Origin of the sequence: Streptomyces griseoloalbus, assembly GCA_014650015.1 — a bacterium.
GTDB lineage: Bacteria > Actinomycetota > Actinomycetes > Streptomycetales > Streptomycetaceae > Streptomyces > Streptomyces griseoloalbus.
In genome coordinates this window covers 75469-90841 of record BMUD01000017.1, presented here as the reverse complement: position 1 = coordinate 90841, position 15373 = coordinate 75469, and the positions used below count along the sequence as shown (strand labels likewise).

15 protein-coding genes are annotated in these 15373 nt (G+C 72.3%); 4 read left to right on the top strand and 11 right to left on the bottom strand.

What is annotated here, in order from left to right; all coding sequences use genetic code 11:
• Nucleotides 1–17: 17 nt before the first annotated feature.
• From thpD to IE178_RS24465, 5 genes are all read right to left on the bottom strand, one after another.
• Complete coding sequence (thpD, locus tag IE178_RS24485; protein ID WP_193513795.1) at nucleotides 18–914, bottom strand: ectoine hydroxylase; 897 nt, start codon at nucleotides 912–914, stop codon at nucleotides 18–20.
• Nucleotides 915–920: 6 nt separating this feature from the next.
• On the bottom strand, nucleotides 921–1319 hold the full coding sequence (locus IE178_RS24480) for an ectoine synthase (protein ID WP_184763588.1): 399 nt from the start codon (nucleotides 1317–1319) through the stop codon (nucleotides 921–923).
• Nucleotides 1320–1354: 35 nt separating this feature from the next.
• On the bottom strand, nucleotides 1355–2626 hold the full coding sequence (gene ectB, locus IE178_RS24475; RefSeq protein WP_184763589.1) for a diaminobutyrate--2-oxoglutarate transaminase: 1272 nt from the start codon (nucleotides 2624–2626) through the stop codon (nucleotides 1355–1357).
• 82 nt (nucleotides 2627–2708) lie between these two features.
• The gene (gene ectA / locus IE178_RS24470; protein WP_184763590.1) at nucleotides 2709–3215 is read right to left on the bottom strand and encodes a diaminobutyrate acetyltransferase; all 507 of its coding nucleotides are present in this window, start codon (nucleotides 3213–3215) and stop codon (nucleotides 2709–2711) included.
• A gap of 352 nt (nucleotides 3216–3567) precedes the next feature.
• Nucleotides 3568–4707, bottom strand: a complete 1140-nt coding sequence (locus IE178_RS24465) for an aminotransferase class V-fold PLP-dependent enzyme (protein ID WP_193513794.1) — start codon at nucleotides 4705–4707, stop codon at nucleotides 3568–3570.
• Nucleotides 4708–4888: 181 nt separating this feature from the next.
• Here IE178_RS24465 and IE178_RS24460 point away from each other — a divergent pair, with 181 nt between their 5' ends.
• The 4 genes from IE178_RS24460 to IE178_RS24445 are packed head-to-tail and all read left to right on the top strand — an operon-like array spanning nucleotide 4889 to nucleotide 8479.
• Entirely contained in the window at nucleotides 4889–5740 is an 852-nt protein-coding gene (locus tag IE178_RS24460) for an ABC transporter substrate-binding protein (RefSeq protein ID WP_184763592.1), read from the top strand.
• Nucleotides 5741–5744: 4 nt separating this feature from the next.
• On the top strand, nucleotides 5745–6578 hold the full coding sequence (locus tag IE178_RS24455) for an amino acid ABC transporter permease (protein WP_184763593.1): 834 nt from the start codon (nucleotides 5745–5747) through the stop codon (nucleotides 6576–6578).
• The gene (locus IE178_RS24450; RefSeq protein ID WP_184763594.1) at nucleotides 6575–7366 is read left to right on the top strand and encodes an amino acid ABC transporter ATP-binding protein; all 792 of its coding nucleotides are present in this window, start codon (nucleotides 6575–6577) and stop codon (nucleotides 7364–7366) included. The genes IE178_RS24455 and IE178_RS24450 overlap by 4 nt, the downstream gene beginning before the upstream one ends.
• Nucleotides 7367–7387: 21 nt before the next feature.
• Nucleotides 7388–8479 carry an amidohydrolase family protein gene (locus IE178_RS24445; RefSeq protein ID WP_184763595.1) on the top strand — a complete coding sequence of 364 codons (1092 nt, stop codon included), beginning with the start codon at nucleotides 7388–7390 and terminating at the stop codon, nucleotides 8477–8479.
• A gap of 543 nt (nucleotides 8480–9022) precedes the next feature.
• Here the strand turns inward: IE178_RS24445 and cobC are convergent.
• Genes cobC through cobM form a run of 6 tightly spaced genes read right to left on the bottom strand, consistent with a single transcriptional unit; the run spans nucleotide 9023 to nucleotide 15307 of the window.
• Nucleotides 9023–10081, bottom strand: a complete 1059-nt coding sequence (gene cobC / locus IE178_RS24440; protein ID WP_193513793.1) for an Rv2231c family histidinol phosphate aminotransferase CobC — start codon at nucleotides 10079–10081, stop codon at nucleotides 9023–9025.
• On the bottom strand, nucleotides 10071–10988 hold the full coding sequence (locus IE178_RS24435; RefSeq protein ID WP_193513792.1) for a sirohydrochlorin chelatase: 918 nt from the start codon (nucleotides 10986–10988) through the stop codon (nucleotides 10071–10073). The genes cobC and IE178_RS24435 overlap by 11 nt, the downstream gene beginning before the upstream one ends.
• Nucleotides 10985–11572 (bottom strand): precorrin-8X methylmutase, encoded by a 588-nt coding sequence (locus IE178_RS24430; RefSeq protein ID WP_184763598.1) that lies wholly within the window; start codon nucleotides 11570–11572, stop codon nucleotides 10985–10987. Before IE178_RS24430 ends, IE178_RS24435 begins: the two co-directional genes overlap by 4 nt.
• Entirely contained in the window at nucleotides 11569–13260 is a 1692-nt protein-coding gene (gene cobJ / locus IE178_RS24425; RefSeq protein ID WP_193513791.1) for a precorrin-3B C(17)-methyltransferase, read from the bottom strand. The genes IE178_RS24430 and cobJ overlap by 4 nt, the downstream gene beginning before the upstream one ends.
• The gene (cbiE, locus tag IE178_RS24420) at nucleotides 13257–14492 is read right to left on the bottom strand and encodes a precorrin-6y C5,15-methyltransferase (decarboxylating) subunit CbiE (RefSeq protein WP_193513790.1); all 1236 of its coding nucleotides are present in this window, start codon (nucleotides 14490–14492) and stop codon (nucleotides 13257–13259) included. The genes cobJ and cbiE overlap by 4 nt, the downstream gene beginning before the upstream one ends.
• A complete protein-coding gene (gene cobM, locus IE178_RS24415) occupies nucleotides 14489–15307 on the bottom strand; it encodes a precorrin-4 C(11)-methyltransferase (protein WP_184763600.1) in 819 nt (272 codons plus the stop codon). Before cobM ends, cbiE begins: the two co-directional genes overlap by 4 nt.
• Nucleotides 15308–15373: the final 66 nt, after the last annotated feature.

The window sequence follows — 15373 nt, the reverse complement described above, 5'->3', positions numbered from 1 at the left end:
CAGTATGTGTCAGGCGCTCACTTCACCGGAGTGAAGTCCCGCGCCCCGATGAAGTCCGGCCGCCGCACCGGCGCCGCGAACGGCTCGACCGCCGTGTTCTCGACGCTGTTGAACACGATGAACACATTGCTGCGCGGGAACGGCGTGATGTTGTCCCCGGAGCCGTGCATGCAGTTGCAGTCGAACCAGGTCGCCGAGCCGGCCTTGCCGGTGAACAGCTTGATGCCGTGCTCCGAGGCCATCTTCGTCAGGGCCTCGTCGGACGGCGTCCCCGCGTCCTGCATCTGCAGGGACTTCTTGTAGTTGTCCTTCGGCGTGGCCCCCGCGCACCCGAGGAACGTCTTGTGCGACCCCGGCATGATCATGAGACCGCCGTTGGTGTCGTAGTTCTCGGTGAGCGCGATCGAGACCGAGATCGTGCGCATGTTCGGCAGGCCGTCCTCGGCGTGCCAGGTCTCGAAGTCCGAGTGCCAGTAGAAACCGCTGGCTCCGAATCCCGGCTTGACGTTGATCCGGGACTGGTGGACGTAGACGTCCGAGCCGAGGATCTGCCGGGCCCGCCCGACCACCCGCTCGTCGCGCACCAGGTTCGCGAACACCTCGCTGATCCTGTGCACCTCGAAGACCGACCGGATCTCCTTGGACTGCGGCTCGACGATCGAGCGCTCGTCCGCGCGGATGGCCGGGTCGGTGGTCAGCCGCTCCAGCTCGCGCCGGTAGACGGCGACCTCGTCCGGCCCGATCAACTGGTCGATGGCGAGGAAGCCGTCGCGGTCCAGCGCCCGCAGGTCACCGGCCGGGACGGGACCGGGCGTGTCCGGGGAGCCCCAGACGACCGGGTCCTGCCGGGGGGTCGCCACCTCGGTGGCACCGCGGGTGGGATAGAGATCGGTGACGTTCGTGGTCGTGGTCACGGTGACTCACACCTCCTCGGTGAGCAGCGGGTAGACGCCGTTCTCGTCGTGGTCCTCCCGTCCGGTCACGGGCGGGTTGAAGACGCAGATGCAGTGGAAGTCCTCCTTGACCTTGAGCGTGTGCCGCTCGTGGCCGTCCAGCAGGTACATGGTGCCGGGCGTGATGTGGTAAGTCTTCCCGGTCTCGCGGTCGATCAGCTCGGCGTCGCCCTGAGTGCAGACGACGGCCTCGATGTGGTTCGCGTACCACATGTCGGTCTCGGTACCCGCGTACAGGATCGTCTCGTGGACGGAGAAGCCGACCCTCTCCTTGGCGAGGACGATGCGCTTGCTCTCCCAGGTGCCGGACGCGGACTTCACGTGCCGGTCGGTGCCTTCGATCTCCTTGAACGAACGGACAATCACGGTGTTGCGATGCCTCCTCGGCTGGGGTGTGTGTGTCAGGCGGTTTCGCGGACGGCGCGGGCCAGGGTGGTCAGGCCCTCGTCCAGCTCGTCCGGGGTGATGGTCAGGGACGGGAGGAGCTTGACGACCTCGCTCTCGGGGCCGGACGTCTCGATCAGCAGCCCGAGTTCGAAGGCGCGCTGGGCGATCCGGCCCGCACGCTGCTTGTCGTGGAACTCCAGGCCCCACACCAGCCCGCGGCCGCGGTACTCCTTGACGTCGGCGAGGTTCTCCTCGGTGATGGAGATCAGCGCCTGTTCGACCTGCTCGCCACGCGAACGGGTCTGCTTCTCCATCGCGGCCCCGTCGGCCCAGTACGCCTCCAGGGCCGCGGTGGCCGTGACGAAGGCGGGGTTGTTGCCGCGGAAGGTGCCGTTGTGCTCGCCCGGCTCCCAGACATCCAGCTCGGGCTTGAACAGGGTCAGCGCCATGGGCAGGCCGTAGCCGCTGATCGACTTGGACACCGTGACGATGTCGGGCGTGACGCCGGCCTCCTCGAAGGAGAAGAAGGCGCCGGTGCGGCCGCAGCCCATCTGGATGTCGTCGACGATCAGCAGCATGTCCTGGCGTTCGCACAGCTCGGCCAGGGCGCGCAGCCACTCGGGCCGGGCGACGTTGATGCCGCCCTCGCCCTGCACCGTCTCGACGATCACGGCGGCGGGCTTGTTCAGGCCGGAGCCCTGGTCCTCCAGGAGCCGCTCGAACCACAGGAAGTCCGGCACCTGGCCGTCGAAGTAGTTGTCGAACGGCATCGGCGTGCCGTGCACCAGCGGGATGCCCGCCCCGGCCCGCTTGAAGGCGTTGCCGGTCACGGCGAGCGAGCCCAGCGACATGCCGTGGAAGGCGTTGGTGAACGACACGATCGCCTCGCGCCCCTTCACCTTCCGGGCCAGCTTCAGCGCGGACTCCACGGCGTTGGTGCCCGTCGGGCCCGGGAACATGACCTTGTACGGCAGGTCGCGCGGGCGCAGGATCCAGTTCTGGAAGGACTCCAGGAACGCCCGCTTGGCCGTGGTCGACATGTCGAGCCCGTGCGTGACGCCGTCCCGCTCCAGGTAGTCGATCAGCGCGCGTTTCAGCACCGGGTTGTTGTGCCCGTAGTTGAGTGAGCCGGCTCCGGCGAAGAAGTCGAGGTACTCATGGCCGTCCTCGTCGTACATGCGGCTGCCGTGCGCGCGGTCGAAGACGGTGGGCCAGCCGCGGCAGTAGCTGCGCACCTCGGACTCGAGGGTCTCGAAGACGCTGAGGTCGGGCTGGGTGATGGTCACGACGAATCGCTCCTCGGTGGCGTGGGAAGGTCAGAGGGAGTCGGAAAGGTCAGGGGAGGGGCCTGCCGCGTCTGCCGCGTGGTCAGTGCGCGAGCGGCCCGATGCGGTACAGGACCTCGGGGTCGTGCGGTCCGTCGGGGAAGTGGCCGGCGTCGAACAGCACCTCGCGCTCCAGCGGGGCGCCGTGACGCTCCGCGAACGCGGTGAACAGGCGCTCGGACGCGGTGTTGCCCGGGGTGATGGTGGTCTCCACGGTGTCGACCGCGTGCTCGGCGGCGGTCCGGGCGACCAGTCCGTCGAGCAGGGCGGCGGCGAGGCCGCGGCCGCGGTACGTCTCGTCGACCGCGACCTGCCAGACGAGCAGGGTGCGCGGGCTGTCCGGTCGCAGGTATCCGCTGACGAAGCCGATCGGTTCTCCGTGCTCGTCGCGGGCGACGGCCGACGTGGCGGCGAAGTCGCGGCACCACAGCAGATAGCTGTACGACGAGTTCAGGTCGAGGACCTTCGAGTCCCTGGCTATCCGCCACAGCACGGCTCCGTCCGCCACGGTGGGGCGGTCGATTTGCAGGTCTGCTTGTGCGGCAGTCATGCGAATTGAACTTACCGAGGTAAATTCAAAATTGCATCGCCTGTCGGGGTTACGTGCGGGCTTGATCTGTGTTATCGCGCGTACGGGCGGGTCCGCGCGACGGCGCCGCCGTATGCCCCGATTTGCACGGTGCATATAGTGCGAATCGGGCGCGATGTGGAACCGGTCACAACTGTGCAACCCTCATGACCGTGTCTGGAACGCGCCGGTTCCCGCTCCCGAAATCGTGGCGTTTAGGGTCGGGGAAAGCGGGCAGAAGAAGACGGGAAGCTACCCCGGAAGGTATTCGCGGAATTAGTGAAAGAATGTCGCAGGAGAATGTGTGCGAGGGATTCTGATAATCCCGCTGAATTCACGCCCCGGCCACTTCGCCGATACGCTCCCGCAGGGTCCGGCGCCAGGCCTGCTCCGCCGCGCCCAGGGCCGCCGCCACGTCCACCGTCAGCCCCGTGTCCGCCAGGGCGGTGCCCAGGCCCGTCAGGCTCGCGCGCACCGCGCCCTGGTCCGCCGCGGGTCCGTAGTGGTTGACGCGGATCATCTCCTTGGCGAGGGCGCCGCCGCCGGCGGCCAGCGGAAGGGCCGGGTCCGCGGCCAGGGCGCGGGCCACCAGGTCCGCGGCCACCGTGCCGGACGGCGCCCGCAGCGTCGTGGCGACCGGGGCCGCCTCGGCCGCGTCATGGACGTACGGCCCGAGACCGCCGCCCAGCGCGAGCGCGCCCGCACGGGTCGCCGCCGCGGCCGCCGCGTGCCGGGCGATCACGGCATCCCGGCCCGCCGCCTCGATCCGCTCCACGCACGCCTCCAGCGCCAGCATCTCCAGCTGTGCCGGTGCGTGCAGCAGCGCCTTGCGGCCGCCGTCGATCCAGCGCTCCTTCCAGTCCAGCAGGGACAGGTAGGAGCGGCGCGGCGCCCGCGGGTTGGCGGCCATCCGCGCCCACGCCCGCTCGCTCACCGACACCGCCGACACCCCGGCCGGGCCGCCCATCGCCTTCTGCGCCCCGATCACGCACAGGTCCACGCCCCAGGCGTCCGGCAGCACCGGCTCCGCGCCGATCGACGCCACCGCGTCCAGATAGAACAGCGCCCCGTGCGCGCGCACCACCTCACCGATCTCCGCGACCGGGTTGGTGTTCCCGGTCGCCGCCTCCGCGTGCACCAGGGACACGAAGTCGATCTCCGGGTGCTCGGCGAGGGCGTCCCGGATCTGCCCGGCCGTCACCGCCGTGTGGAAGGGCACCGCCAGATCGATCACCGTGGCGCCGCAGTCCCGCAGCCAGTCGCCGAAGGTCTGCCCGTAGGGGCCCGTGATGACGTTCAGCGCGGTCGTGCCCGGACCTGCGGTCGCGCGGATCGCGCCCTCCAGCGGCAGCAGCGCCTCACCCTGCATGATCACGACGTCCTGCCCGGTGCTCAGCAGTCGTGCCACCCGGTCCTCGATCGAGGCGAAACGCGCGGCGCTCAGCGGGGGCAGGTCGAGGAGGAGGTGGGTCACGGCGGTGCTCTCTTTGCTTCGCGACTGCACGGGTACGACGCAGTCGAGGGTAAACCGTCGCCCCGCCGCCGCCCGACCACCGGGTTCTCAGGCCGGACGGCCCCGCGGCCATCGGTTTGGTTTGAGGCGGTCAAACCCCTCCTTATAATCGGAACTCACAGTTCCCTGACAGGAGGCCCCCGTGAAGACGCTCCTCGGCCGCCGGACCCGCATTCTGGCCGCCACCACCGCGACGGCCGGACTGGTCCTCCTGACCGCCTGCACCTCCAGCGACGACGGAGGCAGCGGGTCCAAGACCGCCGCCGGCGGTGTCGAGCTCGTCAAGGCGGGGCAGCTCACCACCTGCACCCACCTGCCCTATCCGCCCTTCCAGTCGGAGATCGACGGCAAGGTGCAGGGCTTCGACGTCGCGCTGATCGACCTGGTCGCCAAGGACCTGGGCGTGAAGCAGGAGATCCTCGACACGCCCTTCGAGAACTTCAAGACCGGTGCCTTCCTCAACTCCGGCGAGTGCGACCTGGCCGCGGCCGGCATGACCATCACCGAGGAGCGGAAGAAGAACGTCGACTTCTCCGACCCGTACTTCAACGCCACCCAGGCCGTCCTCGTCGACAAGAAGAGCGGGGTCACCTCCCTCGCCGACGTGAAGTCCAAGAAGGTCGCGCTCGGCGCCCAGGCGCAGACCACCGGCGAGGACTACGTCAAGAAGCAGGGCTACGACCCGGTCTCCTTCGAGTCCTCCGACGCCGTCCTCAACGGCCTGCGCACCGGCCAGGTCAAGGCCGTCGTCATCGACTACCCCGTCGTCCAGGGCTGGCTGAAGGACAAGGCCAACGCCGCCGCCTTCGAGGTCGCCGAGCAGATCGACACGGGCGAGGAGTACGGCGTCACGGTGAAGAAGGGCAACACCGAGCTGCGCGACGCCATCAACAAGGCGATCGCGGACGCCAAGGCGGACGGCACGTACAAGAAGCTGTACGAGCAGTGGATCGGCCCGTACGACGAGTCCGCCGCCTCACCGGCCGCGTCCTGATTCCATGACCGACACGGACACACGACTCCAGCCGAAGAAAAAGGGCCTGACCCGGCGTCAGAAGCGCAGCCTGTCCCGCGGCATCCAGTACGCCGTCTTCGTCGCGGCCGTGATCGCCTTCGCGTTCGCGGCCGACTGGGACCGGCTGCAGAACCAGTTCGCGCAGAAGGACATCGCGCGGCAGATGTTCCCGGACGTCATCACGCTGGCGCTGAAGAACACCGTGCTGTTCACGGTGACCGGCTTCGCCGTCGGACTCGCCCTCGGCATGGTGATCGCGCTGATGCGGCTGTCGTCCGTCGGCCCGTACCGCTGGCTGGCCGGCATCTACATCGAGATCTTCCGCGGCCTGCCGGCCCTGCTGATCTTCATCTTCATCGGCGTCGCCGTGCCGCTCGCCTTCCCCGGCACGGAGATCATCGGCGGCACCTACGGCAAGGTCGCCCTCGCCCTCGGCCTGGTCGCCGCCGCGTACATGGCGGAGACGATCCGGGCCGGCATCCAGGCCGTGCCCAAGGGACAGATGGAGGCGGCCCGTTCGCTGGGCTTCTCGCCCGCCCGTGCCATGGTCTCCATCATCATCCCGCAGGCCTTCCGCATCATCCTCCCGCCGCTCACCAACGAACTCGTCCTGCTGTTCAAGGACTCCTCGCTGGTGCTGTTCCTCGGCGTCACCCTGGAGGAGCGCGAACTGTCCAAGTACGGCAGGGACCTGGCCAGCACGACCGCCAACTCCACGCCGATCCTGGTGGCCGGCCTGTGCTACCTGCTGATCACCATCCCGCTCGGCTTCGTCGTGCGCCGCATGGAGGCCAAGGCCCAGGAGGCCGTGAGATGAGCCGACCGGAGATCCGCGTCAGCGGTCTGCACAAGTCCTTCGGCAGCAACGAGGTGCTGCGCGGCATCGACCTGGAGATCGGCCAGGGCGAGGTCGTCTGTGTGATCGGCCCGTCCGGCTCGGGCAAGTCGACCCTGCTGCGCTGCGTGAACCTCCTGGAGGAGCCCACCAAGGGCCAGGTCTTCGTCGGGGGTACGGAACTCACCGACCCGGACGTCGACATCGACGCCGCACGCCGCCGTGTCGGCATGGTCTTCCAGCAGTTCAACCTGTTCCCGCACCTCACCGTGACCGAGAACCTCACGCTGCCGCAGCGCCGGGTGCTGCGCAGGGGCAAGGCGCAGGCCGCGAAGGTCGCCGCCGAGAACCTGGCCCGCGTGGGCCTCGCCGAGAAGGCGGACGCCTATCCGTCCTCCCTCTCCGGCGGCCAGCAGCAACGTGTCGCCATCGCCCGGGCGCTGGCGATGGGCCCCGAGGTGATGCTGTTCGACGAGCCGACCTCGGCGCTCGACCCCGAACTGGTCGGCGACGTCCTCGCCGTGATGCGGATGCTGGCGAACGAGGGCATGACGATGATGGTCGTCACCCACGAGATGACCTTCGCCCGCGAGGTCGCCGACCGGGTCGTCTTCATGGACGGCGGAGTGATCGTCGAGGACGGCGCCCCCGAGCAGGTCATCGCTCACCCCCGGCACGAACGCACCCGCCACTTCCTCTCCCGCCTCCTCGACCCGGCGATGGCGGACGTGGAGGAGGGAACCACGGACCAGGCGGGCACGTCCGACTAGCGGCTGACTAGGGTGCCGGGTATGAGCGAACGCGCCGTGCTGCACGTGAAGGGGCGGATCCTCGTCGGCCCGGACGAGGTCCGCGACGAACTGTGGGTGGTCGACGGCCGGATCTCCTACGACCGTCCCGCCGGCGCCCGCGACATCCGGACCGTCGACGGCTGGGTGCTGCCCGGGCTGGTCGACGCCCACTGCCATGTGGGCCTCGACCGGCACGGCGCGGTTCCCGGGGAGGTCGCCGAGAAACAGGCGCTCACCGACCGCGACGCCGGCGCCCTGCTGCTGCGCGACGCGGGCTCGCCCTCCGACACCCGCTGGATCGACGAACGCGACGACCTCCCGAAGATCATCCGCGCCGGCCGGCACATCGCCCGCACCCGCCGCTACATCAGGGGCTACGCCTGGGAGATCGAGCCCGACGACCTGGTCGCGTACGTCGCCCGGGAGGCCCGGCGCGGCGACGGCTGGGTGAAGCTGGTCGGCGACTGGATCGACCGCGATCTGGGCGACCTGTCGGCCTGCTGGCCGCGCGGCGCCGTCGAGGCGGCCATCGCCGAGGCGCACCGCCTGGGCGCCCGCGTCACCGCGCACTGCTTCGCCGAGGACTCCCTGCGGGACCTGGTCGAGGCCGGCATCGACTGCGTCGAGCACGCGACGGGCCTGACCGACGACACCATCCCGCTCTTCGCCGAACGAGGCGTCGCGATCGTCCCCACCCTGGTCAACATCGCCACCTTCCCCGAGCTGGCCGACGGCGGCGAGTCCCGGTTCCCGCGCTGGTCGGCCCATATGCGCCGACTCCACGCACGCCGCTACGACACCGTGCGCTCCGCCCACGACGCCGGCATCCCCGTCTTCGTCGGCACGGACGCCGGCGGCACCCTCCCGCACGGCCTGGCGGCCGACGAGGTCGTGGAACTGACCAGGGCCGGCATACCGCCCGTCGAGGCCCTGGCCGCCGGTACCTGGGCGGCCCGCGCGTGGCTCGGCCGCCCCGGCCTGGAGGAGGGTGCCCCCGCGGACCTCGTGGTCTACGCCTCCGACCCCAGGGCGGACGTCCGGGTCCTGACGGATCCGCGCCGGGTGGTGCTGAACGGCCGCGTGGTGGGGTAGCGCGCGGGCCCGGCGAAACCGTGCCGCGCGCGGCACTCCGGGTACGGCGGGGGTGTCGTCGGCGCCCTTGTCCCGCCTGGCCGCAAGGGCGGCACCGGGGGCCGGCCCTCCCGGGTGCCCGGCCCGCCGACCGGGGTTGGCCCGCCGGTGGGCCTCCGCCCGGTGTACGCCTCCGGTGCCGAAGGGGCCTGTCTACGGTCACTGGTGCTTCTGCCCGGTGGGCCTCCGTCCGGTGTACGCCTCCGGTGCCGAAGGGGCCTGTCTACGGTCCCTGGTGCTTCTGCCCGGTGGGCCTCCGCCCGGTGTACGCCTCCGGCGCCGAAGGGGCCTGTCTACGGTCACTGGTGCTTCTGCCCGGTGGGCCTCCGCCCGGTGTACGCCTCCGGTGCCGAAGGAGCCTGTCTACGGTCACTGGTGCTTCTGCCCGGTGGGCCTCCGCCCGGTGTACGCCTCCGGTGCCGAAGGAGCCTGTCCACGGTCACTGGTACCTCTGCCCGGTGGGCCTCCGCCCGGTGTACGCCTCCGGCGCCGAAGGAGCCCGCATCAGCCCCGCCCCAGGGCCCGCCCCAGCGCGCTCAGGAACCCGTCCGTCGTCTCCCGGTCCCGCACCGCCAGTCGCAGCCACTCCTCGTCCAGTCCCGGGAACGTGTCCCCACGGCGCACCGCGTAGCCGAGGGCGCGCAGCCGTCGCCGTACGGTCGCCGCGTGCGGCAGCCGGACCAGGACGAAGGGACCCGCGGCGGGTCCCACGACCCGCAGGCCGTGGCCGGTGAACTCGCGCAGCCCCGCGATCAGATGGGACCGGGCCGCGGCGATGCGGTGCGCCGCGCGGGCCGTCTCCGCGAGTGCCCCGGTGGCCACGCAGGCCTCCGCCGCCGCCAGTGCCGGCGTGGACACCGGCCACAGCGGCTGGGCACGCTCCAGTTCCGCGATCGTCTCCGGGGCCGCCAGGACGTAACCGATCCGCAGGCCCGCCAGGCCCCAGGTCTTGGTGAGGCTGCGCAGGACCACCAGGCCCGGCACGTCCGTCCGCCCGGCCAGCGCCTCGCGCTCGCCCGGCACCGCGTCCATGAACGCCTCGTCCACCACCAGCGTCCGCCCGGGACGGGCGAGCCGGGCGATGCTCGCGGCCGGGTGCAGCACCGATGTCGGGTTCGTCGGGTTGCCGATCACCACCAGGTCCGCGTCCTCGGGCACCGCCGCCGGATCCAGCCGGAAGCCGTCCGCCTCCCGCAGCAGCACCCGGTCCACCGAGTGCCCGGCGTCCCGCAGCGCCGCCTCCGGCTCCGTGAACTGCGGATGCACGACCAGCGGCCGGCGCACCTCCAGCGCCCGCGCCAGCAGCACGAACGCCTCCGCCGCACCGGCCGTCAGCAGCACCCGCTCCACCGGCAGCCCGTGCCGCGCCGCCACCGCCGCCCGCGCCGCCCGCCCGTCCGGGTAGGCGGCGAGGCCCGACAGCGACGCGGCGATGTGCTCCCGCAGCCACGGCGGCGGCGTGTCCGCGCGGACGTTCACCGCGAGGTCGACCAGCTCCGCGCCGTCGTCACGGACCTCGGCGTCCCCGTGGTGACGCAGGTCGTGCCCGGGGTCAGTGCGCATGGGAGTGGGTGTGGCCGTGCCCGTGATGGTGCCCGTGATGGTGGTGGCCGTCGTCGTCGGGGTGGAAGTGCGGCTGCTGCGGCAGGCCCACCTTGTCCTCGAAGCCCGGCAGCGCGATCCGGTACACGCACGAGTCGCAGTTCATCCGGAGATCCCCCTTCACGGCCTCCGCGTACCGTTCCATCACCAGATCCAGCAGTTCCGGCTCGGGACCGATGACGTCCGCCGACCGCACCCCCGTCTCCGGGTGCGCCGCCGCCCACTCATCGGTCTGCCGCCGCACCCGGTCCGGCAGGATCCCGGTGAACAGGAAGTACGGCAGGACCACGACCCGCCGGGCGCCCAGCCGCGCGCACCGGTCGAGACCGCTCGGCACGTCCGGTGCCGCCAGCGACACGAACGCCGTCTCCACGGCCGCGTAACCGCGCCCCTCCCACAGCAGTCGCGCCGCCTTGAACACCTCGGCGTTGGCGTCCGGGTCCGTCGAGCCGCGCCCCACCAGCAGCACCGTCACCTCGGACGGGTCCCAGGAGGGATCCACCGCCTCGGCCAGCCGCCGCTCCAGCACGCTCAGCAGGGCGGGGTGCGGGCCCAGCGGACGGCCGTAGGTGTACGAGATGCCGGGGTGGCGTTCCTTCTCGCGGGCCAGCGCCGCCGGGATGTCCCCCTTGGCGTGCCCGGCGGACACCAGCATCAGCGGCACGGCGGCGAACCGCCGCACCCCCCGCTCCACCAGCTCGGCGACGGCCTCGCCCAGCGGCGGCGGGGACAGCTCGATGAAACCGCCGGCGACGGGCAGTTCGGGGTGGCGGCGCCCCAGCTCCCGGACGAAGTCGCGGAACGCCTCCGCTCCGGCGTCGTCCCGGGTGCCGTGGCCGGCGATGAGCAGGGCGGGCGGGGTGGTCACAGGTTCTCCTCAGCAGAAAGGGGGTGGTACAGCAGGGCGTTGAGCGCGGCGGCGGCCACCGCCGACCCGCCCTTCTCGGACACGTTGCTCACGGCGGGCAGCCCGCTCTCCCGCAACGCGGCCTTGGATTCGGCCGCCCCGACGAAACCGACGGGCAGACCGATGACGAGCGCGGGGGAGGCGTCCAGGGTCAGCAGCTCCTCCAGGGCGGTCGGCGCACAGCCGATCACCCACAGGGCGCCGGGCCCGACCTCCTCGTACGCCAGCCGCATCGCGTGCGCCGAACGCGTCAGACCGGGTCCGGCCCCGGCGTCCTTCAGCCGGCACACGGTCTCGCGGCGGGTGATCCCGGCCGCGACCATCTCCACGTCCACGACGACCGGCGCCCCCGCGTGCAGCGCGGCATGCGCCGTCGCCAACGCGCCCTCGTCCATGACGAGTTCCCCGGCGTAGCCGAGGTCGGCGGAGGAGTGGATGACGCGTTCGACGACCGCCCGGGTCAGCGGCGGGAAGTGCGAGGTGTCCAGCCGGGCGCGCAGCCGCCGGAAGGACTCCTGCTCGATGGGGTGCACCACGCGGTTCACTGCGGCTCCTCCTGCCAGCGGTAGCCACGCGGGGTGACCATGCGCCCCGCGATCTCACGGGTCGCCGTGTTGCCCACGGTCACGACCGTCATCATGTCGACCGTCGCCGGATCCAGCGCGGCCAGTGTCGTCAGCCGGCTCGATTCGTCGGCGCGCGACGCGTTGCGCACGACCCCGACCGGCGTCGTCGGCTCCCGGTGCTCCGCGAGGATCGCGAGCGCCTTCGGCAACTGCCAGTCACGGCCCCGGCTGCGCGGGTTGTAGAACGTCACCACGATGTCCGCCTCGGCCGCCGCCCGCACCCGCCGCTCGATGACCTCCCACGGCGTGTGCAGGTCGGACAGGCTGATCGACACATGGTCGTGGCCCAGCGGCGCACCCAGGATCGCCCCGGCCGCCAGCGCCGCCGTCACGCCCGGCACCCCGACCACGTCGATGTCGTCGGACGCCTCCGCGAGCGCCGGTGAGGCCATGGCGTACACGCCCGCGTCCCCGCTGCCGATCAGCGCCACCGCCCGACCCCGGCGGGCCTCGGCGACGGCCGTGCGGGCCCGTTCCTCCTCCGCGCCGAGCCCCGACTCCAGCACGCGCGTGCCGGGCCGCAGCAGATCGCGGATCTGGTCGACGTACTGGTCGAGGCCCACCAGCACGGAGGCGCGGCGCAGTTCGGCCTTCGCGCGCGGGGTCAGCAGATCCCGGGCGCCGGGTCCCAGTCCGACCACCGCGAGCCGCCCCCGTCCCGGCCGCCGTACGACGGCACAGGTCGCCATCGCGGGGCGTCCGTCGGCGCGCTCCGACTTCCGCTTGGGCACGAGGAGTTCACCCCCGCCCAGCAGCGCGGCGGCCTCCGCGACCGACGGGGTGCCGACGGCGCCGAGCGGCGCGTCGGAGGGGTTCGGCACCTCGACCCGCGCCAACTCCCCGGCGCCGTACGTCACCAGTGGCACCCCGAGCCGCCGGGCCGCCTCCACGATGCCCTGCTCCCCGGCCTTGGCGTCCACGGTGGCCAGCTCGGCGAGCGACGCCGCCGACAGCCCGGCCTCCCGCAAGGCGCCCTCGACCAGCGCGAGCACCTCCTCGACCGGGGCACCCTTCGACGCACCGACTCCCACGACGAGGGTCGGCGGCCGCAACAGCACCTCCCGCTCGGCGGGCTCGGTCAGCCGGTCCGTGAGGCGGATCGTGTACCGCCCCTCGTCCGTCACCGGCAACGGCGGCAGCGGCCAGGCCACCTCGGCGCGCAACGCCACCGCCTCGCCGTCCAGCAGGGCCCGTGAGACGGCGGCGACATCGCCCTCCGCGGGCAGGCCCAGCGTGTCCAGGCCGGACAGCCCCACGGCGTCGGTCGCCGTGGTCACCACCGGCTCGGCACCCAGCACCTCGGCCACCGCGCGGGCGAGGCCGTTCGCACCGCCGCCGTGTCCGCCCAGCAGCGACACCGCGAACCGTCCGCCCTCGTCCACGCAGACCACGCCCGGGTCGCTCGCCTTGCCGGCCAGCAGCGGCGCCACCAGCCGCACCACGGCACCCGTGGCCAGGAAGCACACGAGCTGCTCGCACTGCGCGAACGCGGCCCGTACGGCGTCCCCGACGGGACCCTCGTACACGCGCGTACGGTCCGGCCACGCGGCGGCCAGCCGGTCCCGCGCGGCCGCTCCCGCCGCGGTGGCGGAGATGAGGCCGATCACTGGCAAACTCCTTCACTGTGCGCCGGAGGCCTGACGCCCCACAGCAGGAAAACGGGATTGGTCGCCGCCAGCCGGGTCACGTCCCCGGGCAGCGGCGCCAGGCGCGACGACTGCAACAGCACCCCGTCACAGCCGAACCCGGCCCCGGCCAGCGCCTCACGCACGGCCGGTACCCGGTCGAGCGCGGCCAGGGCGACCACCACGGTCCGCCGGGCCCGCCGCGCGCACGCGGTGACGAGGGCGGGCAGCTCCCGCCCGCCCCCGCCGACGAACACGGCGTCGGGGTCGTCGTCCAGACCGGACAGCACGGCCGGCGCCGCCCCGTGCACCACGTGCACGTCGACGCCGTGCGCCGCGGCGTTGGCCCGGACGCGTTCCACCCCGTCCGGTGTCTTCTCGACGGCGGTGACGGCGGCGCCGAGCCGCGCGCACTCCACGGCCACGGAACCCGAACCCGCGCCGATGTCCCACACCAGGTCGCCCGGACGCGGCCCGAGGCGGGCCAGCGCCAGCGCCCGCACCTCGAACTTCGTGATCATCGAGTCGCGGTGGGTGAACTCGGACTCGTCCAGCGCCCATCCGGCGGGCCCGGACGGCGGCCCCGCGACCGTGCGCACCGGCCCCAGCGCCCGCTCCTCGTCCAGACAGAGCACCACGCTCACCGCCGGCCCCCAGTCGCGGGCGGCGGCCTCGGCGGGCGTCACCCGCTCCACCCGCTCCTCGGCGGAACCGAGCGCGGAGGCGACGACCAGCACGCGCCCGTCGGCCCGCAGCGCGGCCCCCAGCTCGGCCGGACCCGCCCCCGGCCCGGTCAGCACGGCGACCTTCGGGTGCGCCCGGCACAGAAGCACCGCCGTACGCGGATCCCGCCCGTGCGCGCTGACCACCACGGCGTCGTCCCACGGCAGCCCGACCCGCGCGAACGCGGCGGCCACCGAGGACACACCGGGCCGCACGTCCAGCCGCTGCGGCCCGAACCGTTCGGCCAGCGCCCGCACGATCCCGAAGAACCCCGGATCCCCGGACGCCAGCACCACGACCCGCCGTTCCCCGGCGACGTACTTCTCCATGGCGTCGAGCGCGGGCGTCAGCGGACCCAGCACGACCCGCTCGGCCCCCTCCGGCAGCCGCAGGGCGTCCAGATGCCGGCGCCCGCCGACCACCAGCTCGGCCCCGGCCGCGACCGACGCGTCGACCGGCGCCCCCGCCCCCATACCGACGACCGTGATCACGTGCTCGCACCCCGCGAACGCAACGCCCTGCGGGCCTCCGGATCCGCCTTGCGGTAGCCGTGGAAGTGGCCGGGGTGATACAGGTGCGAGCGGGTGCCGTGCGCGTCGAGGGCCGGACCGACCAGGAACAGCGTGTGCTTCCAGAGCTTGTGCTCCTTGACCGTCTCCTCCAGCGTGCCGACCGTGCACCTCACGACCAGCTCCTCCGGCCAGGTCGCCTGGTACGCGACGACGACCGGGGTGGTCGTCGGGTAGCCGCCCTCCAGCAGCTCCCGCACCAGCTGCCCGCTGCGGGCGGCCGACAGGAAGATCGCCATGGTGGTGCCGTGCCGCGCGAACTCGCGGACCTCCTCACCGGGCGGCATCGGCGTCTTGCCGCCGCCGAGCCGGGTCAGGACGACGGACTGCGCCACCTCCGGAATGGTCAGCTCGCGCTGCGCGAGCGCGGCGACGGCGGAGAACGACGACACACCGGGCACGATCTCGGTCGCGATGCCGAGCTCGGCACACCGGTCGACCTGCTCCTGCGTGCCGCCCCACAGCGCCGGGTCGCCGGAGTGGATCCGCGCGACCTTCAGCCCTTCCGCGCGGGCCCGCTCGTAGACGGCCACGACGTCCTCCAGCGACATCGCCGCCGAGTCGAGGATCTCCGCGCCCTCACGCGCGTGGTCGAGGACCTCCGCCTGGACCAGGCTGGCGGCCCAGATCACGACATCGGCCTCGGCGATGGCGCGTGCGGCACGGAACGTCAGCAGATCGGCGGCGCCGGGGCCGGCACCGACGAAGGTCACCTTGCCGGCGGGGGCATCGGCCATGGGGATCGGTCCTCTCCTACGAGTCGAGCGAGTCATGCGAGTCAAGGGATCAGGGGGATCAAGGGA